This window comes from Butyribacter sp., assembly GCF_056818865.1.
In genome coordinates, this window is sequence record NZ_DBLYGC010000003.1 from 90,486 (window position 1) to 113,032 (window position 22,547).

General features: G+C 36.6%; 31 protein-coding genes. 3 read left to right on the forward strand and 28 right to left on the reverse strand.

Annotation, left to right across the window (positions count from 1 at the left end):
* Positions 1-11: 11 nt before the first annotated feature.
* The 9 genes from ACZLXV_RS02160 to ACZLXV_RS02200 all read right to left on the reverse strand — a co-directional run bounded on the left by ACZLXV_RS02160 (position 12) and on the right by ACZLXV_RS02200 (position 6,896).
* A complete protein-coding gene (locus ACZLXV_RS02160) occupies positions 12-971 on the reverse strand; it encodes a DNA-directed RNA polymerase subunit alpha (RefSeq protein WP_022224496.1) in 960 nt (319 codons plus the stop codon).
* Positions 972-1,016: 45 nt separating this feature from the next.
* Positions 1,017-1,610: a 30S ribosomal protein S4 gene (gene rpsD / locus ACZLXV_RS02165; protein WP_022013713.1), complete on the reverse strand. Its 594-nt coding sequence runs from the start codon at positions 1,608-1,610 to the stop codon at positions 1,017-1,019.
* Between the two features lie 102 nt (positions 1,611-1,712).
* Positions 1,713-2,108: a 30S ribosomal protein S11 gene (rpsK, locus tag ACZLXV_RS02170; protein WP_022013715.1), complete on the reverse strand. Its 396-nt coding sequence runs from the start codon at positions 2,106-2,108 to the stop codon at positions 1,713-1,715.
* Between the two features lie 38 nt (positions 2,109-2,146).
* Entirely contained in the window at positions 2,147-2,515 is a 369-nt protein-coding gene (rpsM, locus tag ACZLXV_RS02175) for a 30S ribosomal protein S13 (RefSeq protein ID WP_022013716.1), read from the reverse strand.
* Between the two features lie 395 nt (positions 2,516-2,910).
* A complete protein-coding gene (gene rpmJ, locus ACZLXV_RS02180; protein WP_082440772.1) occupies positions 2,911-3,024 on the reverse strand; it encodes a 50S ribosomal protein L36 in 114 nt (37 codons plus the stop codon).
* A 120-nt stretch (positions 3,025-3,144) separates the two neighbouring features.
* Positions 3,145-4,905 (reverse strand): M14 family zinc carboxypeptidase, encoded by a 1,761-nt coding sequence (locus ACZLXV_RS02185; protein ID WP_482382360.1) that lies wholly within the window; start codon positions 4,903-4,905, stop codon positions 3,145-3,147.
* Between the two features lie 72 nt (positions 4,906-4,977).
* The gene (gene infA, locus ACZLXV_RS02190) at positions 4,978-5,196 is read right to left on the reverse strand and encodes a translation initiation factor IF-1 (protein WP_022013568.1); all 219 of its coding nucleotides are present in this window, start codon (positions 5,194-5,196) and stop codon (positions 4,978-4,980) included.
* Between the two features lie 168 nt (positions 5,197-5,364).
* The gene (gene map, locus ACZLXV_RS02195) at positions 5,365-6,129 is read right to left on the reverse strand and encodes a type I methionyl aminopeptidase (RefSeq protein ID WP_022224494.1); all 765 of its coding nucleotides are present in this window, start codon (positions 6,127-6,129) and stop codon (positions 5,365-5,367) included.
* 122 nt (positions 6,130-6,251) lie between these two features.
* On the reverse strand, positions 6,252-6,896 hold the full coding sequence (locus ACZLXV_RS02200; RefSeq protein ID WP_022224493.1) for an adenylate kinase: 645 nt from the start codon (positions 6,894-6,896) through the stop codon (positions 6,252-6,254).
* A 390-nt stretch (positions 6,897-7,286) separates the two neighbouring features.
* On the opposite strand from ACZLXV_RS02200, the gene ACZLXV_RS02205 reads away from it, so the two are divergent.
* The 3 genes from ACZLXV_RS02205 to ACZLXV_RS02215 all read left to right on the forward strand — a co-directional run bounded on the left by ACZLXV_RS02205 (position 7,287) and on the right by ACZLXV_RS02215 (position 10,614).
* Positions 7,287-8,672, forward strand: coding sequence for a condensation domain-containing protein (locus ACZLXV_RS02205; RefSeq protein ID WP_022224492.1), 1,386 nt, complete (start codon positions 7,287-7,289; stop codon positions 8,670-8,672).
* Between the two features lie 67 nt (positions 8,673-8,739).
* Positions 8,740-8,970 carry an acyl carrier protein gene (locus tag ACZLXV_RS02210; RefSeq protein WP_022224491.1) on the forward strand — a complete coding sequence of 77 codons (231 nt, stop codon included), beginning with the start codon at positions 8,740-8,742 and terminating at the stop codon, positions 8,968-8,970.
* 36 nt (positions 8,971-9,006) lie between these two features.
* Positions 9,007-10,614, forward strand: a complete 1,608-nt coding sequence (locus tag ACZLXV_RS02215) for an AMP-binding protein (RefSeq protein WP_482382361.1) — start codon at positions 9,007-9,009, stop codon at positions 10,612-10,614.
* 28 nt (positions 10,615-10,642) lie between these two features.
* Here ACZLXV_RS02215 and ACZLXV_RS02220 read toward each other — a convergent pair whose 3' ends face one another.
* From ACZLXV_RS02220 to rplV, 19 genes are all read right to left on the reverse strand, one after another.
* Positions 10,643-11,218 carry a TetR/AcrR family transcriptional regulator gene (locus ACZLXV_RS02220; RefSeq protein ID WP_022224489.1) on the reverse strand — a complete coding sequence of 192 codons (576 nt, stop codon included), beginning with the start codon at positions 11,216-11,218 and terminating at the stop codon, positions 10,643-10,645.
* A 52-nt stretch (positions 11,219-11,270) separates the two neighbouring features.
* The gene (locus tag ACZLXV_RS02225; protein WP_482382362.1) at positions 11,271-12,158 is read right to left on the reverse strand and encodes a TrmH family RNA methyltransferase; all 888 of its coding nucleotides are present in this window, start codon (positions 12,156-12,158) and stop codon (positions 11,271-11,273) included.
* A 214-nt stretch (positions 12,159-12,372) separates the two neighbouring features.
* A complete protein-coding gene (locus ACZLXV_RS02230) occupies positions 12,373-14,439 on the reverse strand; it encodes a leucine-rich repeat domain-containing protein (RefSeq protein WP_482382363.1) in 2,067 nt (688 codons plus the stop codon).
* A 257-nt stretch (positions 14,440-14,696) separates the two neighbouring features.
* Complete coding sequence (gene secY / locus ACZLXV_RS02235; RefSeq protein ID WP_482382364.1) at positions 14,697-16,037, reverse strand: preprotein translocase subunit SecY; 1,341 nt, start codon at positions 16,035-16,037, stop codon at positions 14,697-14,699.
* Between the two features lie 2 nt (positions 16,038-16,039).
* Positions 16,040-16,480, reverse strand: coding sequence for a 50S ribosomal protein L15 (gene rplO / locus ACZLXV_RS02240; protein ID WP_482382365.1), 441 nt, complete (start codon positions 16,478-16,480; stop codon positions 16,040-16,042).
* 307 nt (positions 16,481-16,787) lie between these two features.
* Positions 16,788-16,970, reverse strand: a complete 183-nt coding sequence (rpmD, locus tag ACZLXV_RS02245) for a 50S ribosomal protein L30 (RefSeq protein WP_022224484.1) — start codon at positions 16,968-16,970, stop codon at positions 16,788-16,790.
* Positions 16,971-16,996: 26 nt separating this feature from the next.
* A complete protein-coding gene (gene rpsE / locus ACZLXV_RS02250; protein WP_022014875.1) occupies positions 16,997-17,506 on the reverse strand; it encodes a 30S ribosomal protein S5 in 510 nt (169 codons plus the stop codon).
* 40 nt (positions 17,507-17,546) lie between these two features.
* Entirely contained in the window at positions 17,547-17,915 is a 369-nt protein-coding gene (rplR, locus tag ACZLXV_RS02255) for a 50S ribosomal protein L18 (RefSeq protein WP_022224483.1), read from the reverse strand.
* A 19-nt stretch (positions 17,916-17,934) separates the two neighbouring features.
* Positions 17,935-18,477, reverse strand: a complete 543-nt coding sequence (gene rplF, locus ACZLXV_RS02260; protein ID WP_022224482.1) for a 50S ribosomal protein L6 — start codon at positions 18,475-18,477, stop codon at positions 17,935-17,937.
* 59 nt (positions 18,478-18,536) lie between these two features.
* Positions 18,537-18,938, reverse strand: a complete 402-nt coding sequence (rpsH, locus tag ACZLXV_RS02265) for a 30S ribosomal protein S8 (RefSeq protein WP_022224481.1) — start codon at positions 18,936-18,938, stop codon at positions 18,537-18,539.
* A 14-nt stretch (positions 18,939-18,952) separates the two neighbouring features.
* Positions 18,953-19,138, reverse strand: coding sequence for a type Z 30S ribosomal protein S14 (locus tag ACZLXV_RS02270; protein ID WP_022014871.1), 186 nt, complete (start codon positions 19,136-19,138; stop codon positions 18,953-18,955).
* Positions 19,139-19,150: 12 nt separating this feature from the next.
* Positions 19,151-19,690 (reverse strand): 50S ribosomal protein L5, encoded by a 540-nt coding sequence (gene rplE, locus ACZLXV_RS02275; RefSeq protein ID WP_022224480.1) that lies wholly within the window; start codon positions 19,688-19,690, stop codon positions 19,151-19,153.
* 23 nt (positions 19,691-19,713) lie between these two features.
* Positions 19,714-20,019 carry a 50S ribosomal protein L24 gene (gene rplX / locus ACZLXV_RS02280; protein ID WP_022224479.1) on the reverse strand — a complete coding sequence of 102 codons (306 nt, stop codon included), beginning with the start codon at positions 20,017-20,019 and terminating at the stop codon, positions 19,714-19,716.
* Between the two features lie 16 nt (positions 20,020-20,035).
* The gene (rplN, locus tag ACZLXV_RS02285) at positions 20,036-20,404 is read right to left on the reverse strand and encodes a 50S ribosomal protein L14 (RefSeq protein ID WP_022014868.1); all 369 of its coding nucleotides are present in this window, start codon (positions 20,402-20,404) and stop codon (positions 20,036-20,038) included.
* Positions 20,405-20,494: 90 nt separating this feature from the next.
* Complete coding sequence (gene rpsQ, locus ACZLXV_RS02290; RefSeq protein ID WP_216564019.1) at positions 20,495-20,752, reverse strand: 30S ribosomal protein S17; 258 nt, start codon at positions 20,750-20,752, stop codon at positions 20,495-20,497.
* Positions 20,753-20,810: 58 nt separating this feature from the next.
* The gene (rpmC, locus tag ACZLXV_RS02295) at positions 20,811-21,008 is read right to left on the reverse strand and encodes a 50S ribosomal protein L29 (RefSeq protein ID WP_022224477.1); all 198 of its coding nucleotides are present in this window, start codon (positions 21,006-21,008) and stop codon (positions 20,811-20,813) included.
* Positions 20,998-21,435, reverse strand: coding sequence for a 50S ribosomal protein L16 (gene rplP / locus ACZLXV_RS02300; RefSeq protein WP_022014865.1), 438 nt, complete (start codon positions 21,433-21,435; stop codon positions 20,998-21,000). The genes rpmC and rplP overlap by 11 nt, the downstream gene beginning before the upstream one ends.
* Positions 21,435-22,103 carry a 30S ribosomal protein S3 gene (gene rpsC, locus ACZLXV_RS02305; RefSeq protein ID WP_022224476.1) on the reverse strand — a complete coding sequence of 223 codons (669 nt, stop codon included), beginning with the start codon at positions 22,101-22,103 and terminating at the stop codon, positions 21,435-21,437. The genes rplP and rpsC overlap by 1 nt, the downstream gene beginning before the upstream one ends.
* Before the next feature lie 32 nt (positions 22,104-22,135).
* Entirely contained in the window at positions 22,136-22,525 is a 390-nt protein-coding gene (gene rplV, locus ACZLXV_RS02310; RefSeq protein WP_022014863.1) for a 50S ribosomal protein L22, read from the reverse strand.
* Positions 22,526-22,547: the final 22 nt, after the last annotated feature.

Consider the following 22,547-nt stretch of genomic DNA (forward strand, 5'->3'; position numbering starts at 1 on the left):
TTACCTCCTAATTAATCTTCGCTTAAGTTAAATGAAAGGTTTAACTCTTTCAATTTAGCTATAACTTCTTCTAATGACTTACGTCCAAGGTTTCTAACCTTCATCATATCCTCAGATGTACGATTGCAAAGTTCACCGACAGTATTTATACCGGCTCTCTTTAAACAATTGTATGAACGTACTGAGAGCTCAAGCTCATCAATGTTCATCTCTTTCACCTTGTCTTCAGTATTGTCCGGTTTCTCGGCAATCACCTGAATGCTTGATGTCTTGTCTGAAAGATTGATGAATGATTTCAAATGGTCACTCTGAACTTTTGCTGCCAAACTGATAGCATCAATCGGCTCAATAGTTCCATTTGTATATACTTCTATTGTTAACTTATCGTAATCAGTTATCTGACCAACACGAGTATTCTCAATCTTGATGTTTACTCTCTCTACCGGTGTAAAGATAGAATCAATTGCAATTACATTGATTGGTAAATCCTCTCTCTTATTCTTATCAGAGCTGATATAACCACGACCATTTACAATTGTCATCTCGATATATAATTTGCAATCAGGTCCGCCACTGAGTGTAGCTATAACCTGATCCGGATTCATAATCTCGATATCCTGATCCACCTGAATATCTGCTGCTGTTACGACACACTCACCAGAAGCTTCAATATAAGCTGTCTTTGTCTCATTTGTCTCGCTGTTGTTTTTAATAGCAAGACTCTTGATATTCATAATGATTTCCGTAACATCTTCCTTTACTCCAGGAATTGCAGCAAACTCATGAACCACGCCGTCAATTTTAATATGACTAACGGCTGTACCCGGCAATGATGAAAGCATAATTCTTCTAAGAGAATTACCCAAAGTTGTACCATATCCTCTTTCCAGAGGTTCAACTACAAACCGTCCATATCTTTTATCTTCTGAAATCTCAGCTATCTCAATATTTGGTTCTTTAAAATCAAGCACTCTAAGTACCTCCTTTTGGGTGTTATGCTTTGCTGCCAGTTAATATTACTTAGAATATAACTCGACGATAAGCACTTCATTTACAGGAACATCTATCTGCTCTCTTGTTGGGATTTCCTTAACTACTCCGGAAAGTTTCTCATGGTCAGCTTCAAGCCACTCTGGTACGATTCTTCCGTCTGTTACTTCAAGAATATCCTTATATCTCTGAGCACCTTTGTGCTTCTCTTTGATTTCGATAACATCACCAGGTTTTACTTCATATGAAGGGATGTTTACGCATTTACCGTTTACAAGTACATGCTTGTGATCGATAATCTGTCTTGACTCTTTTCTTGTACGACCATAACCCATTCTGAAAAGTACATTGTCGAGACGAAGCTCAAGGATAATCATAAGGTTTTCACCTGTTGTACCATACTTTAATTTCTGAGCTCTTGCAAAGTTGTTTCTGAAAGGCTTCTCTAAAACACCATAGATGAATTTTGCCTTCTGCTTCTCTTTGAGCTGAAGACCATATTCGCTCTGTTTTCTACCAGCTCTAGCATTTCTATTAGACTTCTTATCAAGACCAAGGAATGTAGGGTCAATTCCAAGACTTCTACATCTCTTGAGTACTGGAGTCATATCTCTTGCCATGTTTATTTCCTCCTATATAATAATACACAAATAATTATTCATCTTTATATCTGCTTCAGAAAGCAGACTGTTCTTAATGTTTTGTGGCAAAAGCCACAAAAATCATACACGACGACGCTTTGGTGGGCGGCATCCGTTATGTGGTACAGGTGTTACGTCTCTGATGCTTGTTACATCGATTCCACATGCCTGTAATGCACGAATTGCTGCTTCACGACCAGAACCTGGTCCTTTTACCATAACATCTACTGAAGTCAATCCATGAGGTACTGCTGCTTTTGCTGCAGTCTCAGCAGCCATCTGTGCTGCATAAGGTGTAGACTTCTTTGAACCTCTGAATCCTAATCCGCCTGCACTTGCCCAAGAAATTGCATTTCCTTCAGCGTCTGTGAGCGTAACGATTGTATTATTAAAGGAAGACTGAATGTGTGCCTGTCCATGTCCGACATTCTTCTTGACACGCTTCTTACTTGCCTTTTTTGCTACCTGTTTAGCCATTGTCAAACCCTCCTACTAGAATTTGTACATATTATCTATTATTTCTTCTTATTTGCGACAGTACGCTTTGGACCTTTACGTGTTCTAGCGTTTGTCTTTGTCTTCTGTCCACGAACTGGAAGACCTTTTCTGTGACGAATGCCTCTATAGCATCCAATTTCCTGAAGTCTCTTGATGTTCATAGCGATTTCTCTACGAAGATCACCTTCAACTGTCTGTGACTCATCAATCACACTGCTAATGCGCTTTACTTCGTCATCAGTAAGATCCTTAACACGTGTGTCAGGATTGACATTAGCTTCTGCTAAAATACGGTTTGAGCTTACTCTACCAATACCATAAATATAGGTAAGTCCGATCTCAACACGCTTCTCTCTTGGTAAATCTACACCACTAATACGAGCCATGTGTACTTTACACCTCCGTTAATTTTCTAGATTGTTAGTTAAAACAATATTTTTCACACTTTGTGAAATAATATTGTCATGAATGATTTACAGTGTCATGCACTGTCAGCCGCTTTAAATTGTAATCCTATTGCATAGACTATTCCTTTTCGGACACCACTATGGTGAACAAATGTCGAGCTGCCTGCGAAATGGCAACCGGTACTACGCCGCAGTCATCAATCTGCCGTTGATAAGACCAGCTCCAATTGAAATGACACAACCTTCCGCTGAAACAGGTAATCAGCCTGTCTACAATATCATAGTACATATCGTACCATAACGAACAGAAAGCAAGTTCTATATTATAACAACAGAAAAACCAAAGTAATACTGCTTTGGCTTCTGTCAACTAATTAGCCCTGTCTCTGTTTGTGTCTAGGGTTTTCGCAGATAATTCTGACTTTACCCTTTCTTTTGATGACCTTACATTTTTCGCAAATTGGTTTTACTGAAGATCTAACTTTCACAGCAATAACCTCCTTTCATAAAGTCCATTTGCTATTTTAGCATATTTTTTTTTTGTATGCAAGCACTTTTTTGAATAAATTACTTTCACTTATAGCTGCTTTGACACAGTAATTGCAATATTACATAAGCAATCTTGCTTCTCTTATCACAAGACTGTAGTTTCTTCTCCACACTGAACCAAACTGCGAACTTGGAAGAGGGCATCCGCCAACACCTATCTCAAGTGTTATGCTCGGTATTCTCATGTTGTACATTGTATACTCTCTCAATGCTCCGACACTTTTTCCGCTTCCTTCATAACTTGCACTGCTTACATAACCTGTAATGCTTCTTGCAAGATTGTACATTTTTATTGTAGTTCTCTTTACACTTCTTGTCGTTTTATATCTGACACTTCCAAATGCGATTGAGCCCATTGCATGATAATTCACCGTGCATGTCAGTTTTGTGTTTTTCTTCAATGTTCTTATCAGTTTTGATACTGCCCTTGTCTCAGGTTCACTCTCAGCATATGGTCCTGAATATCCTGAACCTCCACGGCTTCCTCCGTATCTTGCATGGTAATTATATTTGAAGTTTCTGTTGAGGTCTACACCTCTTGCATTTGCTTTCCATATCGAAGTGCTGCCTGCTCTCGGCATTCTGTAAAGTGCTTTGCGAAGCTTTTTATCTCTTATCTTTGATATTCCAAACTGTGATATTGTTATACCGTCAGGATTTGTCATCGGTATATAATGTATTGCTATCTTACTTAATGTTTTCTTTACACTAACACCTTTTACTCTGCCGTTATAGTTTTTAAGATAATGTTCTACCTGAGCCATGCTAAGCTGAGCTGTCATATATTCCCTTGCGTGTATTGAACTTACAACAAGCATTGTTTTCTTAGCTTTCGGATTTCCTATCACTACATCATAAATATTTCTCTTGTCATTTGATTTTCCGATAACATTTACTTTGACATAATCTGAATATGTATTTGCAAGCTGCTTAATATCACCACTCATCTCATTATAACTGTACTTCTGATGACCTGTACTTACAAAATTTGCAATAACAAAACCTTTTACATTAGAATTTGTCTTGAATGTTTCTTTATTATAGATGCCAACCGCAGTTATATAATATCTATACTTTTTACCGGCTCTTACCTTGCCATCGTTATATTTTAATTTCTTTGTCTCAGCAAGTTTTTTGTATTTATTATTGTTTATCTTCTTATATATAATGTATTTGTCAGCACCTGCCGATTTGTTCCAACTCAATTTTACTTTTCTTGAGTTAAGTCTTGTAAATCTGACACTGTTCTTTTTAGGAATACAACTCGTAAGTTTGTCCGTCCTGGCAATAGCAACATCTTCACCTGAATATGCAACAACACAGAAAGAATAGTTCTGACCCCTGCTTACTTCAAGTGTAAACTCTGTTTCGTTGTATACAAAATTCTGATTAATATAATTTATTTTTCCTTCATCTTCAGATGGCTGCTCGAAACTGCCTTTTACATAAAAAACACAATAATAATCTGCACCTTCATATGAATTCCAATTTAATTTTATATTTTTTGAATCACCCTGCTTTATGGAAACATCCATTCTCGGCAATTCGTCATCATCAATAGCAGAACCCGTTACAGGTACCGCAGGTGCCATAATATCCTCGCCCTTTAACTTACCTTTAGTTCTAGTATTTTTCTTAATTGCATTTTTACTTTTTACACTATTGCTCTTAACATCGGCTGCTGCCTGAGACTTTGCTGTAACATTTGTCTTTGCTGCTGCCTGTGCTTTCACTCCCGGCATGGTAAACTGCTGCAATCCGCCAAGCAGAACCGCCAAAGCCAAAAGCATAGCTGTCAGTTTTCTTTTTCTCTTTAACATTTGTATTCTCCTCTTATGTTTTGTTAAGGAAACAAAAAGACAAATCATCAAGATTTGCCTTTCACCACTATCCTATTTATCTCTCCATGTAATACGTCCTTTTGTAAGATCATAAGGTGACATTTCCATAGTAACCTTATCTCCCGGCAATATACGTATAAAATTCTTTCTAAGTTTTCCACTGATATGTGCAAGAACCTGGTGTCCATTTTCAAGCTCAACCTTAAACATAGCATTTGGAAGCTTCTCAACTACAATTCCTTCAATTTCAATAACATCTTCTTTAGACATAAATAACCTCCGTCTTTTTTAATCATTTATTTTTACTTATTTTAAGTCAGACAATGATGCCATATTAACACAACTCTTACCAAATCTGCTGTCCACACCTACGGTGCGTCAAACAACGATTTCAGTCTGTAAATGCATCACTGCCTGACTCTGTTATCGCTTTTAAACCTATACCAAATCTTTATTGTATGATAAAAGCTCCGGCTCTCCTTCTGTTATAAGAAGTGTATTTTCATAATGTGCTGAGTTCATACCATCTCTTGTAACACATGTCCAGCCATCTTCAAGTATCCAGATTTCTTTCTTTCCTCTGTTTATCATAGGCTCTACGGCAAATGTCATACCGGCACGAAGTTTCATTCCTCTTCCTATTGGCTTGAAATTCGGTATCTGTGGCTCTTCATGCATTTCTTTTCCTATTCCATGTCCAACCATCTCTCTTACTACTGAAAAACCATTTGATTCTGCATAGTCCTGAATTGCCTTTGATATATCATAAAGATGATTTCCGGCTTTTGCCATTTTCATTCCCTCAAAGAAACTTTGTTTAGTAACATCAATCAGTTTCTGATCCTCAGGTGAAATCTCTCCTACCGCATGTGTACGAGCCGCATCAGACTGATAACCTTTATAGATTACTCCCGTATCAAGACTGATAATATCACCCTCTTTAAGAATATTCTTTTTATTCGGTATTCCATGTACTACCTGCTCATTTATTGATGTACATACTGATGCAGGAAATCCCTGATAATTGAGGAATGATGGTATACAATCATAACTTCTGATAATCTCTTCACATTTTCTGTCAATGTCAAGTGTACTTATACCGGGTTTTACAATTTTTGCAAGTTCATCATGAACTATAGCTAAAATTCTTCCTGCCTCACGCATCAATTCAATTTCATGTTCTGATTTAATTGTTACTGCCATAATGTTAATGTGCCTTCTTTCTTTATTTTTTTGATATCGAGACAATTTATATCATGCACATATAGTGTCCGAATTTAAAGATTTATACAAGTTATTTGACGAAATGTCAATGATACATTACACTAACCTTCAAGTATATCACAAATTTCTTTGAAGCATGTATCAAGTCCTTTTGAACCGTCGATAACTCTTAAAATTCCCTGTTCCTTATAGTAATCAATAAGTGGAGCTGTCTGCTCATGATATACATTAAGTCTCTTCTTTACAGTCTCAGGAACATCATCATCTCTTGTGATAAGTTCACCTTCACACTCGTCACATATTCCTTCTTTCTTTGGAGGAATATTTACAACATGAAATGTTGCTCCGCAAGACTTACAGACTCTTCTTCCACTCATTCTGTCAATAATAGCCTGATCCTCTAAGAATATCTCAAGTGCATAATCTATGGCATCATTGTCTTTTGCAAGCGCAGCAGTAAGTGCTTCTGCCTGTGGTATTGTTCTTGGAAATCCATCAAGGATATATCCTTCTTTGCAATCATCCTGTTTAAGACGGTCTACTACAAGATCACATACCAATTCATCTGGTACAAGATTTCCTGCATCCATATATTCCTTAGCTTTTTTTCCAAGCTCTGTACCGTTTTTAATATTTTCTCTAAAAATATCTCCTGTAGAGATAGCCGGAATACCGTACTTTTCTGTAATCTTCTTTGCATGAGTTCCTTTACCTGCTCCAGGTGCGCCTAACATAATAATCTTCATATTCTGTTCTCCTCTCAAAAAATCAGGTTTGCGTTCACGTTATGTTCTTTGCATGAACGATATAATTTATCACTAACCACTGTTATCATCTCTGAACTATTCTATTGTATTCAAAGAACGCTCAATATATATATTATCCTAAATTAGCAGTTATTTCAATAAAAATTTATTTGCCTTGACCTGAATGTCACGGATTAACCACTTTTTGCATAAATTCTTTTTATTGTTTTTCGCACATTTTATCATATTTTTTATTTTTGGGCAAAGTTTTAAGACAGGTCTTGGTCAATTTTATGTAAAATGTCCGTTAAGTCTCTAAAGGGGTGGTAATCCCCAAAAAAATATGCTACCTTTGCAAAAGAAAAAAAGCAAAAATTGAGGAGGTTTTACATGAAAAATTACTATCCATTGACGGCGGCACAAAAAATGCATTATAACTGGATCAAAAAATACAAAACCCAGCAGGTATCAGGAGTAAGCGTTGTTGCATCCTTAAAGGCTGCTCTTGATTTTGGTCTTTTAAAAAAATGCATTCAACTTGAATTTGAGCGTTATGGCTGTATGCGTCTTCGTTTTACAAAACCTGATGAAAACTGTGATGTCATGCAGTATATTGCATCAAACGATTCAAGAGACATTCCTATTAAGGATCTCTCAAATATGCGTATGGCGGATGCCGATAAGCTTATGCAACAATGGGCATATGAAACAATGGATGGAAATGATATTCCTATGTGCGATGTAACAATGTTAAAACTTCCTGATGGATACAACGGATTTTTTATACATATGGATCACCGTCTCATTGATTCCTGTGGTCTGATAGTAATGATAAATGATCTGATGCAGCTTTATACACATTACAGATTCGGTTCTGATTTTCCAAAAGATCTCGCTGATTTTGAAACCGTTCTTTCTAAAGATCTTGAAAAAGCTGCTAATAAAAAAAGATTTTTAAAAGATAAAAAATTTTGGGATGATCAATTAGACATTCTAGGCGAACCTCTTTATTCTGATATACAAGGCCCCGCAATTTTGGAGGAATCAAGAAAACTTCACAATGACAAAAATTTAAGAGCTGCAGACATTGAACTGAAAAATTTATTTGTAGCAGTTAAAGACTATTATCTTGAACCTGAACCTACAAAAAATCTGCTGGATTTTTGCACAAACCATCAGCTTTCCATGACAAATCTCCTACTCTTGGGAATCAGAACCTATCTTTCTAAAGTTAATGACGGACAGGAAGATATAACAATTCAAAATTTTATATCAAGACGTTCTACTCATGATGAATGGACATCCGGCGGAAGCCGTACGATTATGTTTCCATGCAGAACTGTTATTTCTGCTGATACTGATTTTTTAACGGCAGCACATGAAATACAGGATATACAAAACAGAATCTATATGCACAGCAATTATGATCCTGCTCTGATTGAGGAAGAAATGAGACGGCGTTATAAAACACCCGAAAATACATCATACGAAAGCTGCTATCTTACATATCAGCCGATGACTGTAAAAATGGATAATCCGCACCTTGAAAACATACCACAGCACTCAAAATGGTTTGCAAACGGTGCCGCAACAAAAAAGATGTATCTGACTGTATCACATACCGATAACGGTGGAACAAATTTTTCATACCATTATCAGACTGCCAATCTTAAAGAACATGACATGGAACTTTTATATTATTACATGATGCGTATACTCTTTAAAGGAATTGCAGAACCTGATATGACTATTGGAGAAATAATAGAACAGGTATAACACATTAAATTTTATGAAACTAAATTCTTATGTACTCTCAAAATTTTATTATATGGAGGAAAAAAACATGACAAAGGAAATGCAGTTTAAAAATATCGTTGCACAGTATTGCGAAGTAAAGCCTGAGGATATGAATGGTGATATGAGATTTAGAGAAGATCTTGGCTTTAGTTCTCTTGACTTTATGTCATTTCTCGGTGAACTTGAAGATACTTTTGATGTAGAACTTGAAGATGAAGAAGCATTAAAAATTCGCAATGTTTCAGAAGCTCTTGAACTTTTAAATACATTAGTCTAATAATTTTGTATCTTTAGAATTTTTATGGAGGTAATTATGGAAAAACTTATTCGTGACATTATAGAAGAAAGTGCCTGCAGGTTTGCGGAACTTACTGCTGTCAAATGGCTTAAAAAGAAAGAAATTTTTGAGATAAATTATGCATCCCTACACGAAAACATTACTGCCATCAGAAAAGCTCTTTTAAAAGAAGGCTTCTTAAAAAAACATATAGCTCTGATTGGTACAAGTTCAGTAGAATGGATTGAAAGTTATCTCGGTATAATCACAGGTGGATGTGTTGCCGTTCCTCTTGATGCCGGGCTTCCTGACAAAGATCTGACAGACCTTATCAACCGTTCAGATTCAAAAGCACTTTTTTTAAGTCCTAAAAATCTTTCCCTGCTTTCCTCAATCCTTGCTGACTGCCCAAAATTAAAAAATATATGGATACTTAACAGTGATAACAACGACACGGAAAAGAACAGTATATTAAATAAAATATCTGCTTTTGCCAATAATTCCATTAACAACAGCAACACCGTTTCTTTCGTCTCAGACTTAAAAAATATTGTCAGAACCTCGGATAATGATGCTGACAGACCTGCTCCGGATGATACAGCAACTATAATTTTTACATCCGGAACAACAGGCAAAAGCAAAGGGGTCATGCTGACTCATAATAATCTTGCTTCAAATGTTCAATCAGTAAATTATTATACTGAATCCGGAACTGTCATGCTCAGTGTACTTCCTGTTCACCATGTATATTGTCTTGTAATGGACTGGCTAAAAGGCTTCTCTCTCGGTGCAACTGTATGTATAAATGATTCTCTCATGCATATGATGAGAAATATGGGTGTTTTTAAGCCGGAAGTGATTCTTATGGTTCCTATGATGGTTGAAACAATCTACAAAAGACTTGCTGCTGCTGACCCTTCAATTCCTAAAAATATTCTGGCGAACAAAATATTTGGCGGAAATCTGCGCATTATATTTATGGGAGGCGCCCACCTTGATCCTTTTTATATTGATAAATTTGCTGAATATGGCATAGATATATATGAAGGTTATGGTATGTCAGAATGCTCACCTGTAATTAGTTCAAATCTTCCAGGCTGCCATAAAACCGGATCTATCGGTCGCCCCCTCTCAAACGCTGAAATCTCATTTGATAATGGTGAAATTCTTGTAAGAGGAACAAGCGTTATGAAAGGCTATTATAATATGCCAAAGGAAACGGCTGAAACTTTAAGAGACGGATGGCTGCATACCGGTGATAAAGGCTATATCGATGAAGATGGTTTTCTTTTTATCAATGGACGGGTTAAAAACTTAATAATTCTTTCAAACGGCGAAAATATTTCACCTGAAGAAATCGAAAATAAGTTTGCCCTTGATGACCTTGTAGGTGAAGTTATCGTTACCGGAGAGAAAAACGGACTCACAGCAAGAATTTATCCCGAACAGGAGCTTGTTATTGCAGCTAATATGACAGAAGATGAAGTCCGGAAAAATTTACAGGCATTTATTGACCAATATAACAGTGGACAGCCGACATACCGTCGCATAACAGGTCTTGTGATACGTAAAAATCCATTTATAAGAAGTTCAACAAAAAAGATAAAAAGACAGGAAGCTCTTATCGATGAACCAATGATATAGTACCGCAAATAATTAATTATTCGTTGTACTAACGCATAAAAGGTAACATTCCTGTCATAAATGTCTGCGTCATAAACTCTGCAACAGCTTCGGCAGGTACTTCAAAATTTTCCCTGCTCCATTTGTGTAGTACACCTAATGTACTGCCAATGGAGCCCGCTACCATATATGAAAACTCCTGTTTACTATGTTTCGACGGCATTACGCTATTAGTTATATGCCTCACATAATCATGAAACATTGTCATGGTTTTTTCAAAAAAATTATTTCCTCTGGGACTTTTTAAAATATCTGCCAGATATCTGTTTTTCATCGTATAATTGCATAACGCAAGAAAATATGATTTGCATATATCATGGTCATTTTCTGCATGAAATGATTCCATCAAATTGAAAATTTCATTTATGGTCTTATCTTCTATTGCATTTATCAAAGCCGGGATATTTTCAAAATGATTATAAAATGTACTTCTCACAATTCCGGCTTTTTTTATTATATCAGTCACAGTTATTTTATCTAATTCTTTCTCTTTTAAAATCAAAAAAAATGCGTCATATATAGCTTCATCAGCAATACTATATCTTTCATCTGAAATTTCTTCCATACACTTAATTTCCTTTTTATATATATTTTAATATTTTTTAATCTGCGCAGATTTAGTCTGCGGCACACGGTCTGACAGCCCAGAATACAACAGCACTTGCCGCTGCAACATTAAGTGAATCGACCCCATGTGACATAGGTATTTTTATCGTATAATCACTTTCGTCTATCGTGTTTTTCAAAAGTCCGTCACCTTCTGTTCCGAGTATTATCGCAAGTTTTTCCTCTGATACAACATTCGCATCGTCAATGCTTACCGAATCATCTTCCAGTGCCATCGCCGCCGTCTTAAATCCGAGTTTGTGAAGTCTATCAATATAAGTTCCCTCACTATCCGATATATCAATAAATGTCCAAGGTATCTGAAACACTGTTCCCATGCTGACTCTTGCTGACCTTCGGTATAATGGATTGCTGCTTCCGTTTGTCAGGACAACCGCATCTATATTAAGTGCAGCGGCAGAGCGAAAAATCGCACCAACATTTGTCGGGTTCATAACATTTTCAAGTATTGCAATACGTTTTGCACCATCACAAATTTTTTCAAGTGTCTGCAATGGTTTACGCCGCATCGCACATAACATTCCTCTTGTAAGTTTGAAACCCGTAAGCTTAGTTAAAATATCAAATTCCGCCGTATATACCGGAAATCCCTGCATATCTGTTTCATCATTTGATTTATTTTCCATAATGTTTTCATATATTTCATTGCATTTTTCCAATATGTTTTTTCCTTCGCCGTCAATATGCTTTTTTTCTATAAGACAGGATATTGGTTCATATCCCGCATGAAGCGCTCTTTCTATAACTTTAGGACTTTCTGCTATAAAAATCCCTTTCCCCGGCTCAGCCCTGTTCAACAATTGTCCCTCGGATAATCTCGCATATACATCAAGTTCCTCTGCATCAAAATCTTTAATTTCTATTATGTTTATACTCATCTTCAATCTCCGTCAAAATATCTCCCCAATTATTTTTAATAAAAACTCATTTAATTCATCACACATTTTTATATATAATAACACAATTCACACTATACCGTCACTCCACATAGATAATAATTATTCCCGTTTTCGCATCTTTATGTATGTCATAAAATGATAAAAGCCCCATGCATCACAGATGCACGAGGCTTAAACTTAATTATTTGCTACACTAACATTTGAGTACCAAACTCCTATAAACTTTAACGCCACTGCCTTCTCTCTTTGTCATTTTTATAACCTTGCATTTTACCGGTACTGTAATTTCTTTCAAGCTTTTTGAATCTTTTGGACTAATTATAATACTCTTAACGCTGTCAGGTACTGTAAGTGATGTCAAATATTTTGTATAAATAAATGCAGCATTGTTAACATACTTTGTTCCTTCTATTATTTTATAACTTCCCTTTTTTGCCGGTGGGTAATACTCCAATTGTTTAGTATTTTTCAGATATAAAACTCCATCTACAGCCTTATAAACTTTGTTGCCTTTTGCAACTTTCACACATTCCATATTTTCGTCTGCCCTTGTTATCCAAGCCTCTCCTTCTATATCTAAATAATCCTCCGTATACCTGTAAGTCATTGACGGAAATTCTTTTAATGTTGCCGGTAATGTGTAAGTCGTTTTATATGAAGGAAAGATTATTATTTCTGTAATATCCTTATTATATAAAACATTTGAATTGACTGAAAAATATTTATTGCCGTCTTCAACTTTAATATTTTTAAATTTATTTTTTGCTATCCCACCACATATATATTCAGTTTCTTTTGGAATAACTATACTGTCGCTGCCATACGGTAACAAAATCAAATTCTTTTTTCCTTTTTCAAAAAGTTCGTTGTTATATGACTCATATTCAGTATTACCCTCATCGACTATTATGTTTTTTAAGTTTGTTAAATCATTATCAAAACTGTAAGCAGTCATATCTCTGTCAAAGCTTTTCAGCTTTGAAGATAATTTTAATGTCTCAAGATTGCTGCAGTTGATTAATGAGTACCAGCTAAGTTCTTCTATTTCACCGCCTATGTCAATTTCTTTTATATTGTCTCTTCCACGAAATGCACACATGTCTGCTTCCGTTACATTTTCCGGTGTAGCATACTTAAAATCGGTTGTATTTGCAGCATACATCAACTTCAAATTATCTTTTTCACTGTCAACTATCTTATACAAACAACCATCTATACTCTTATAACTTTCACTCCCGTCTTCCACTGAAAACTCTTTACATGCACCATTTGAAAACGCTTCACCATTTATATCTTCTATTTTATTTGATAAACAGATTTTTCTTAAACTACGGCATCCTTTAAATGCATTGTCTATCTTTTTAAGTCCCATTCCTATATCCATGTTTTTCAAATTAACACACGAATCAAAAGCATACCAGCCTACCTCAGATACTCTGTAGCCACCTGTAATATCCTCCAAATGATTGCAGTCTGAAAATGCATCCATTGCTATTGTAAGACTCGTATCAGCATCTGCTCTTCCACCTGACAACTCAATCTTTTCTATTTTTGTTCCCCTGAATGCACATTCATTGATTTTACTGACATTCTCATCAACCGTTACATTCTTTAAACTGACATTACCCATAAATGCATACCAGCCTATATATTTTGTTGAATTCGGAAGTTCGTATGTACTTCCCTTCTTTTTTGGAGGATATATCAGTAACTTTGTTTTCTTTTTGTTAAACAAAACTCCATTCACCATCTTAAGGTATTTGTTTTCTTTAGAGACAGTTATCTTTTCCAGTTGTGTACATCCCCCACCAATTAACCTGTTTCTGCTAATCGCATTCGCATCAAACTTTTTAACATTTTTGCCAACTACTATTTTTTTAAGTTTTTTGTTTCCCGCAAATGCATAGCTTGCAACACTCTTTACCGTACTTGGAATTTTATATGTAGTTCCCGCTTTTTTCATAGGATATGAAACCAATTCAGTGCCTTTTTTGTTAAATAAAACTCCATCTACGGCTTTATAACTTTTATTCTTTTTTGATACAACTATCTTTTTTAATGAATCATAATCATCATTCCAATGATCATTAATACCACCTATTGCAATTACTTTTTCAGGTATGTACAATACCTCACCATTTTTACTTACCGTTCCATAGTCTGTTAATTTTCCTGCCGCATGACATACATCCTTATCCGCATATTGAAATGTAAACATCATGAGCATAATTATCATTACTAAGATACTTTTTCTTTTCATAATAATCCCCCTTTTTAATTCATGTCTTAATTTCTTAAATTTTATCCACTTCACTCTATAAGACAGATATTATGTTCAGATGTTGCAAATAATAAGAATTTTTTATCTTAAATTTTAAATACATGTTATAATCGCTAAAACATTCAGCAGACTATAAATTATCAGATATTAAAAAACGCCATACATTAAATGTATGACGTTTTTATTTTATGATGTTGAAGTAAAAATGTATTTTGTCCTCCAACTAATGCCTCGGATTATTCATTGATGAATCCTCTGTAATGACGAACTAACATCTGTGATTCTACCTGCTTCAATGTTTCAAGTACAACACCTACGATAATGATAAGTGATGTTCCTCCGAATGATACATTCGCACCAAATGCACCTGAGAAGAAGATAGGTACTATTGCTACAAATGATAAGCCAACTGCACCGATGAAAATGATGCTGTTAAGAATTTTTGTAAGATAATCAGTTGTTGGTTTTCCAGGTCTGATTCCAGGGATGAAACCACCCTGTTTTTTCATGTTCATTGCAATCTCCTGTGGATTGAATGTGATTGAAGTATAGAAGTATGCAAAGAATATAAGTAATACAATATATACTACTAATCCAAGTGTATACTTAAACTCACCTAAACTGTCAAAGTTGCACCATGAGTTCTGGTTTAATACTTTCAATATCTTCTGACCAAATGAAGCACCATCTCCTGATGCCGGCTGAATACCTGCAAATCCTGCAATAACAATTGGCATTGAGAAAAGTGAACCTGCAAAGATTACAGGGATAACACCTGCTGTGTTTACTTTAAGCGGAATATGAGATGACTGTCCACCGACAAGTTTTCTTCCCTGTGTCTTTTTTGAATACTGTACACTTATTCTTCTCTCACCGTCAGAAAGAACGATAATAAATACTACCATTCCAAGCAATACTGCAATAATTATTACAGCACCCAATAAACCGTTTGTTACTGTAGTTGCACCTTTTATAAATTTCTCGTAAAGATTTGCCATGTCGTTTGGTAATCTTGAAACAATATTATATAAAAGGATAATAGATATACCGTTTCCTACACCCTTTTCAGTAATCTGCTCACCTAACCACATTAAGAAAGCAGAACCTGCTGTCAATGATACAATGATGACTGCAACTGATGTGAACGTAATCTTATCGTCAGTAAGGTATCCGCTGTTACCAAAGCCGATAGCCATGGCAGCACTTTCCATTACTGAAAGTCCTATTGTCACATACCTTGTATATTCTGTGAGTTTCTTTCTTCCTTCCTCACCATCTTTGTGTAATTCCTCTAAACGTGGAATTGCGATTGTGAGAAGCTGGATAATGATCGAAGCTGTAATGTATGGTGTAATGTTCAACGCAAAGATTGACATAGACTCAAATGAACCACCTGTCAACTGATTGAAGAAATCGAGTGATTTCTGTGAGTTGAACATTTCCCTGATTGCTTCATACTTAACTCCCGGAACTGGAAGCTGTGAACCAATACGGACAACTATCAAAGCAAAGAAAGTATAAAAAAGTTTCTTTCTTAAATCTTTGATTTTAAATGCATTACGGACTGTTTCAAACATCCTTAGATCACCTCAGCTTTTCCACCAAGAGCCTCAATCTTTTCAACAGCACTCTTACTGAATGCGTTTACCTGTACTGTAAGCTTCTTAGTTAATTCTCCATTTCCAAGTATCTTAACGCCATCCTTAGGATTGCTGATAATACCTTTTTCAAGTAATGCTTCAACTGTAACTACATCACCGTCTGCAAATTTCTCTAATTTGTCAACATTGATAGCAACGATTTCCTTAGAGTTAATGTTTGTGAAACCTCTCTTTGGAATACGTCTGTAAAGTGGCATCTGTCCACCTTCAAAACCAGGACGTGGAGCACCAGAACGAGCTTTCTGACCTTTATGACCCTTACCTGCTGTCTTTCCGTTTCCTGAACCATGACCACGACCACGTCTAAAGTTGTCGCTCTGTTTTGAACCTGCTGCTGGACTTAATTCTGATAAATTCATTGTTTAACCTCCTAAAACTACGGGCTGTACCTCTCACAGCCACACAAATCACTAACGGGCAAAAGCAAATATATATTGCTTTCTCTAACGGCAAGCTCAGCTTGCCATTGCCCTCGCTACAATTCAATATTTTACCATAAACATCATCTGTTTGTACAGTAAATTTTTTTAATTGGTAATAGTTCATTATAATATAATAACACAAGAACTGTTACCTTATATTATAATGAATAAAAAGAACGCCGCAGGGGGAACTTGATGAGCTATTTAAAATAACTCTTCCCCTTACCGCGTTCATCAATCTATATTAGATTTCCTCTACCTTCACAAGGTGTCTTACGTGCCAGATCATTCCTCTAACTGCATCGTTGTCAGGCAACTCAACTGTCTTGTTTACTTTCTTTAAGCCTAATGCTTCAACAGTTGCACGCTGTTTTGGAATGGCACCAATTGTAGATTTTACTAATGTAACCTTTAACTTTCCTGCCATAATTAGCCTCCATTCAGTTTAAACAATTAGCCTAAAAGTTCCTCCAATGAGATACCACGAGCCTTTGCTACATCTTCTGGTCTCTTAAGATTGCTAAGACCATTTACTGCTGCAAGTACTACGTTCTGCTTGTTGTTAGAACCAAGAGACTTTGTACGGATGTTTTTATAACCTGCAAGCTCAAGTACGGCACGAGCTGGACCACCTGCGATGATACCAGTACCTTCTGGAGCTCTCTTAATAAGTACGGATGCGCTTCCAAACTTACCTGTTAAGTCATGTGGTACGCTGCCGTTCTCGTCGATAGGAACTTCAACAAGTTTCTTGATGGCATCTTCTTTTCCTTTACGGATAGCTTCAGGAATTTCTGTTGCTTTTCCAAGACCAACACCAACATGTCCGTTCTTATCGCCAACTACTACTAATGCAGTAAATTTCATGTTACGTCCACCTTTAACTACTTTGGTAACACGCTTGATTGTTACTACATTATCTTCCAGCTCTAACTGGCTGGCATCAATAATTGTACGTTTCATGAGTTTTCCTCCTAAATCAATTCACGAATCCCAACCAATATTAGAATTCTAATCCTGCTTCTCTTGCTGCTTCAGCTAAAGCCTTAACCTTGCCCTGATATATGAAACCGCCTCTATCAAAGACAACAGTTGTAATACCTTTATCTAATGCTTTCTTTGCGATTACTTCGCCAAGTTTTGCAGCTGCTTCAACATTGTTAGTTTTCTCTAAACCTTCTTTAACATCTTTCTGTAAAGTTGAAGCTGATACCAAAGTATTACCAACAGTATCATCGATAATCTGAGCGTACATATGATTGTTGCTTCTAAATACAGCTAAACGTGGTCTCTCGGCTGTGCCTGAGAAACGATTACGAACCTTCATGTGTTTCTTCACACGAACTTCACTTCTTGACTGCTTTTTAATCATCGTATATTCACTCCTTTACTTATTTCTTACCTGTCTTACCAACTTTACGTCTGATAACTTCATCAGAGTACTTAATACCCTTACCCTTATAAGGTTCCGGAGCTCTCTTTTCTCTGATCTCAGCTGCATACTGGCCGACTTTTTCTTTATCGATACCTTTAACGATAATCTTATTCTGTCCTTCAACAATTACTTCAAGACCTTCTGGATCTTCCATCTCAACAGGATGAGAATATCCAAGAGAAAGTGTAAGTTTCTTTCCCTGTTTCTGAGCTCTGTAACCAACACCGTTTACTTCAAGCTCTTTCTGATATCCCTCTGTAACACCTACAACCATGTTGTAGATAAGAGTTCTTGTAAGACCATGTAAAGATTTCATTTTCTTAAGATCGTTTGGACGATTTACGATAACTTCCTCGCCCTCTTTCTTAATTTCCATCTCAGCAGGTAATACTCTCTCAAGAGTTCCCTTTGGTCCTTTTACAGTCACTTTATTATTTTCTGCAATATCAACAGTTACGCCTGATGGTATCGCGATAGGCATTCTTCCGATACGTGACATATGCCGCACCTCCATATTTTCTTTCGGTTTATATTAAGCCAGGGGCTGCATTGTTTGGATTACCAAACAAATGCAAGAACCTCGCCGCCAACATTTTCTTTTCTAGCTTCCTTGTCTGTCATAACGCCCTTGTTTGTAGAAATGATTGCAATACCAAGTCCACCAAGTACCTTAGGAAGTTCATCTTTTCCGGCATAAACACGAAGACCAGGTTTAGAAATTCTCTTGATTCCTGTAATAATCTTCTCGTTCTTGTTTGCGCCGTATTTTAATGTGATGTGAATCATTTTGACTCCATCAACATCTATCATTTCAAAATCCTTAATGTAACCTTCTTTTTTGAGGATTTCAGCGATAGAAACCTTCATTTTTGAGCCAGGTACATCTACTGTATCATGCTTTGCAGTGTTTGCATTACGGATTCTTGTAAGCATATCTGCAATAGGATCGCTCGTCATCATCTTAGTTTACCTCCTTACCAGCTTGCTTTCTTCACGCCTGGAATCTGTCCTTTATAAGCTAACTCACGGAAGCAGATTCTGCAAATTCCGTATTTTCTTAAATAAGCATGTGGACGACCACAAATTCTACAACGGCTATACTCTCTTGTAGAGAATTTAGCTTTGCGCTGCTGCTTAACTTTCATAGAAGTCTTAGCCATGAAATTACCTCCTTATTTCTTGAAAGGCATACCGAACTGTGTTAATAATTCACGAGCCTCTTCATCAGTTTCAGCGGTAGTAACAAATATAATGTCCATACCTCTTACTTTGTCTACTTTGTCATACTCAATTTCAGGGAAGATTAACTGTTCCTTGATTCCAAGTGCATAGTTACCTCTACCATCAAATGCATTAGGGTTAACACCTCTAAAGTCACGTACACGAGGTAATGCTAAATTTACAAGACGATCTAAGAACTCATACATCTTGTCGCCGCGGAGTGTAACTTTACATCCGATAGGCATGCCTTCTCTGATCTTGAAGTTAGCAACTGAGTTTTTAGCCTTTGTTGTAACAACCTTCTGACCAGCGATGATTTCAAGTTCAGCTACTGCTGCATCTAAAACTTTTGAATTTTCTTTTGCTTCACCAATACCCATATTTATAACGATCTTTGCGAGCTTTGGTACCTGCATAACGTTTTTATAACCGAATTTGTCGGTCATTCCTTTAACGATTTCTTTCTGATAAGTCTCTTTTAAACGAGTCAAAGCTAACTGCCTCCTTTCTGAAATTAGTCAATTACTTCACCAGTTGCTTTTGCGTAACGAACCTTCTTGCCATCTTCAATCTTGAATCCGACACGTGAAGCTTTTCCATTGCTAACATACATAACATTTGATACATCAATTGCTGCATCCTGCTGTACGATACCACCCTGTGGATTTGCCTGGCTTGGTTTAGTATGTTTTGTAACCTGGTTGATGCCCTCAACAACGACCTTACCACCTTTTACAGAACTTACTTTGCCTTCTCTGCCTTTATCTTTACCAGCGATAACCCTTACTGTATCGCCCTTTTTAATCTTGCTAGTTGCCATTTTGTGTGACACCTCCTTATAACACTTCTGGTGCTAATGAAACGATTTTCATGAACTGTTTGTCTCTTAATTCTCTAGCGACTGGTCCAAAGATACGAGTTCCTCTTGGTGTCTTATCATCTTTGATGATTACTGCTGCGTTCTCATCAAATCTGATGTAAGAACCATCAGGACGGCGAGTACTATTTACTGTACGAACAACAACAGCCTTAACAACGTCACCTTTTTTTACAACACCGCCTGGTGTTGCATCTTTGACAGAAGCAACGATGACATCACCGATGTTGGCATATCTTCTGGTTGAACCACCCATAACTCTGATACAAAGAAGTTCTTTAGCACCTGTATTATCAGCTACTTTAAGTCTTGATTCCTGCTGTACCATGTTTACCTCCATTTTCTGCCGCTTAACGCGGTTATCAATCACGAATATATATTAACTTGTCTTACATACTCTATATATAATATTGATGAATTATTTAGCTCTCTCGATAACTTCAACAAGTCTCCATCTCTTATCCTTTGATAAAGGTCTTGTTTCCATTACTCTAACTCTATCACCAATCTTGCATGTATTTTCTTCATCATGAGCCTTTAATTTGTAAGTTCTCTTGATGATCTTGTTGTAAAGTGGATGTTTTACGTTATCTACGATTGCAACAACGATTGTCTTATCCATCTTATCGCTTACTACTTTACCTACACGAGTCTTTCTAAGATTTCTCTCCACGATCGTGTCCTCCTTTCAAAGTTGATTGCGTTCAACATGTTAATTGAGATAACAATGCAAATTAATTCTGTGCTGCGAGCACTGTCTTAATTCTGGCAATATTTCTCTTAACCTCTTTGATTCTGCTTGTATTGTCTAACTGATTTGTTGCATTCTGGAATCTTAAGTTGAAAAGTTCCTTCTTTGCAGCGTCTAAATCAGCGTTTAATTCTTCAACAGATTTATTCTTTAATTCCTCTAAAAACTGCTTACTCTTCACTGCCCGCACCTCCTTCTAAGTCTGCACGAGATACGATCTTACACTTAACAGGCAATTTGTGTGTTGCAAGACGTAAAGCTTCTCTGGCTACTTCTTCAGATACACCTGAAATTTCAAACATTACACGACCAGGTTTAACTACTGCTACCCAATATTCAAGAGCACCTTTACCTTTACCCATTCGAGTTTCGGCTGGAGTCTTTGTTACAGGTTTGTCTGGGAAAATCTTAATCCAAACTTTACCACCACGCTTGATGTAACGTGTCATAGCAATACGGGCTGCTTCGATCTGGTTTGACTTAATCCAAGCTGGCTCCATTGCCACAATACCGAAATCACCATTTGTGATTTTATTTCCTCTGAGCGCTTTTCCTGTCATTCTACCACGGAACTGCTTACGATGTTTAACTCTCTTAGGCATTAACATTATTTATCGCTCCCTTCCTTTTTGGCATTGTTCTTTGTTGGAAGTACTTCACCGTTGTAGATCCATACTTTAACACCAACTTTACCATAAGTTGTGTCAGCCTCTGCGAAACCATAATCAATATCTGCACGCAAAGTCTGAAGTGGAATAGTACCTTCGCTGTAGAACTCTGTACGAGCCATATCAGCTCCACCAAGACGACCTGAAACAGATGCCTTGATACCCTTTGCACCAGTCTTTAATGTTCTACCCATTGCAGACTTCATTGCACGACGGAAAGAAACACGGTTCTCTAACTGTGCTGCAATGTTCTCAGCTACTAACTGAGCATGCTTATCAGGGTTCTTAACATCCATAATCTTGATGTCAAGTGCTGTTTTTCTAGCAATAACTTTTGCAAGTTCTTTCTTTAATTTCTCTATTTCCTCGCCGCCCTTACCGATTACGAAACCAGGCTTAGCTGTATGAATAATAACTCTAACTTTGTCAGTAGGTCTTTCAATCTCAATTTTTGAGATACCAGCGCTGTATAACTTTTTCTTTACGAACTCTCTAATCTTGTAATCTTCTACAAGGTAATCTGCAAAATTCTCCTCTGCAAACCAATTAGAATCCCAGTCACTGATAACGCCGACTCTTAAACCATGAGGATTAACTTTCTGTCCCATTATATTCTCCTTTCATAGACCAGATGCAATTATTAACGCTCGTTAAGAATAATTGTGATATGGCTCATTCTCTTTTCGATGCGGTAAGCTCTACCCTGAGCTCTTGGTCTGATTCTCTTCATTGTCGGTCCTTTATTTGCGAAACACTCTTCAATGTATAAATCAGCTGGATTCATACCATTGTTGTTTTCAGCATTTGCAACTGCAGACTGTAATAATTTTAAAATGATGCTTGAAGCATATCTTGGGTTGTATGTTAAAATACCGATTGCTGTCTCTACATCTTTGCCTCTGATGGCATCTAACACATAACATGCCTTCTGTACTGATACTCTAGCGTATGATAATTTTGCTGAAGGTCTAGTGTCTTTCTGGTTTTCATTTCTCTCTCTCTTAATTTGAGATCTATGTCCCTTTGCCATTTGATGAAGCCTCCTTTCAAGT

Excerpts from the sequence above, each read along its gene's own strand:
- rpsD (WP_022013713.1), bottom strand. The coding sequence starts at position 1,610 with ATGGCAAGAGATATGACTCCAGTACTCAAGAGATGTAGAAGTCTTGGA.
- rpsK (WP_022013715.1), bottom strand. The coding sequence starts at position 2,108 with ATGGCTAAACAGGTAGCAAAAAAGGCAAGTAAGAAGCGTGTCAAGAAG.
- rpsM (WP_022013716.1), bottom strand. The coding sequence starts at position 2,515 with ATGGCTCGTATTAGTGGTGTAGATTTACCAAGAGAGAAGCGTGTTGAG.
- ACZLXV_RS02185 (WP_482382360.1), bottom strand. The coding sequence starts at position 4,905 with ATGTTAAAGAGAAAAAGAAAACTGACAGCTATGCTTTTGGCTTTGGCG.
- infA (WP_022013568.1), bottom strand. The coding sequence starts at position 5,196 with ATGTCTAAAGAAGATGTTATTGAAATTGAAGGAATTGTAGTTGAGAAG.
- map (WP_022224494.1), bottom strand. The coding sequence starts at position 6,129 with ATGGCAGTAACAATTAAATCAGAACATGAAATTGAATTGATGCGTGAG.
- ACZLXV_RS02200 (WP_022224493.1), bottom strand. The coding sequence starts at position 6,896 with ATGAAGATTATTATGTTAGGCGCACCTGGAGCAGGTAAAGGAACTCAT.
- ACZLXV_RS02205 (WP_022224492.1), top strand. The coding sequence starts at position 7,287 with ATGAAAAATTACTATCCATTGACGGCGGCACAAAAAATGCATTATAAC.
- ACZLXV_RS02210 (WP_022224491.1), top strand. The coding sequence starts at position 8,740 with ATGACAAAGGAAATGCAGTTTAAAAATATCGTTGCACAGTATTGCGAA.
- ACZLXV_RS02215 (WP_482382361.1), top strand. The coding sequence starts at position 9,007 with ATGGAAAAACTTATTCGTGACATTATAGAAGAAAGTGCCTGCAGGTTT.
- ACZLXV_RS02220 (WP_022224489.1), bottom strand. The coding sequence starts at position 11,218 with ATGGAAGAAATTTCAGATGAAAGATATAGTATTGCTGATGAAGCTATA.
- ACZLXV_RS02225 (WP_482382362.1), bottom strand. The coding sequence starts at position 12,158 with ATGAGTATAAACATAATAGAAATTAAAGATTTTGATGCAGAGGAACTT.
- ACZLXV_RS02230 (WP_482382363.1), bottom strand. The coding sequence starts at position 14,439 with ATGAAAAGAAAAAGTATCTTAGTAATGATAATTATGCTCATGATGTTT.
- secY (WP_482382364.1), bottom strand. The coding sequence starts at position 16,037 with ATGTTTGAAACAGTCCGTAATGCATTTAAAATCAAAGATTTAAGAAAG.
- rplO (WP_482382365.1), bottom strand. The coding sequence starts at position 16,480 with ATGAATTTATCAGAATTAAGTCCAGCAGCAGGTTCAAAACAGAGCGAC.
- rpmD (WP_022224484.1), bottom strand. The coding sequence starts at position 16,970 with ATGGCAGGAAAGTTAAAGGTTACATTAGTAAAATCTACAATTGGTGCC.
- rpsE (WP_022014875.1), bottom strand. The coding sequence starts at position 17,506 with ATGAAACGTACAATTATTGATGCCAGCCAGTTAGAGCTGGAAGATAAT.
- rplR (WP_022224483.1), bottom strand. The coding sequence starts at position 17,915 with ATGATTAAAAAGCAGTCAAGAAGTGAAGTTCGTGTGAAGAAACACATG.
- rplF (WP_022224482.1), bottom strand. The coding sequence starts at position 18,477 with ATGTCACGTATCGGAAGAATGCCTATCGCGATACCATCAGGCGTAACT.
- rpsH (WP_022224481.1), bottom strand. The coding sequence starts at position 18,938 with ATGATGACGAGCGATCCTATTGCAGATATGCTTACAAGAATCCGTAAT.
- ACZLXV_RS02270 (WP_022014871.1), bottom strand. The coding sequence starts at position 19,138 with ATGGCTAAGACTTCTATGAAAGTTAAGCAGCAGCGCAAAGCTAAATTC.
- rplX (WP_022224479.1), bottom strand. The coding sequence starts at position 20,019 with ATGGCAACTAGCAAGATTAAAAAGGGCGATACAGTAAGGGTTATCGCT.
- rplN (WP_022014868.1), bottom strand. The coding sequence starts at position 20,404 with ATGGTACAGCAGGAATCAAGACTTAAAGTAGCTGATAATACAGGTGCT.
- rplP (WP_022014865.1), bottom strand. The coding sequence starts at position 21,435 with ATGTTAATGCCTAAGAGAGTTAAACATCGTAAGCAGTTCCGTGGTAGA.
- rpsC (WP_022224476.1), bottom strand. The coding sequence starts at position 22,103 with ATGGGACAGAAAGTTAATCCTCATGGTTTAAGAGTCGGCGTTATCAGT.
- rplV (WP_022014863.1), bottom strand. The coding sequence starts at position 22,525 with ATGGCAAAGGGACATAGATCTCAAATTAAGAGAGAGAGAAATGAAAAC.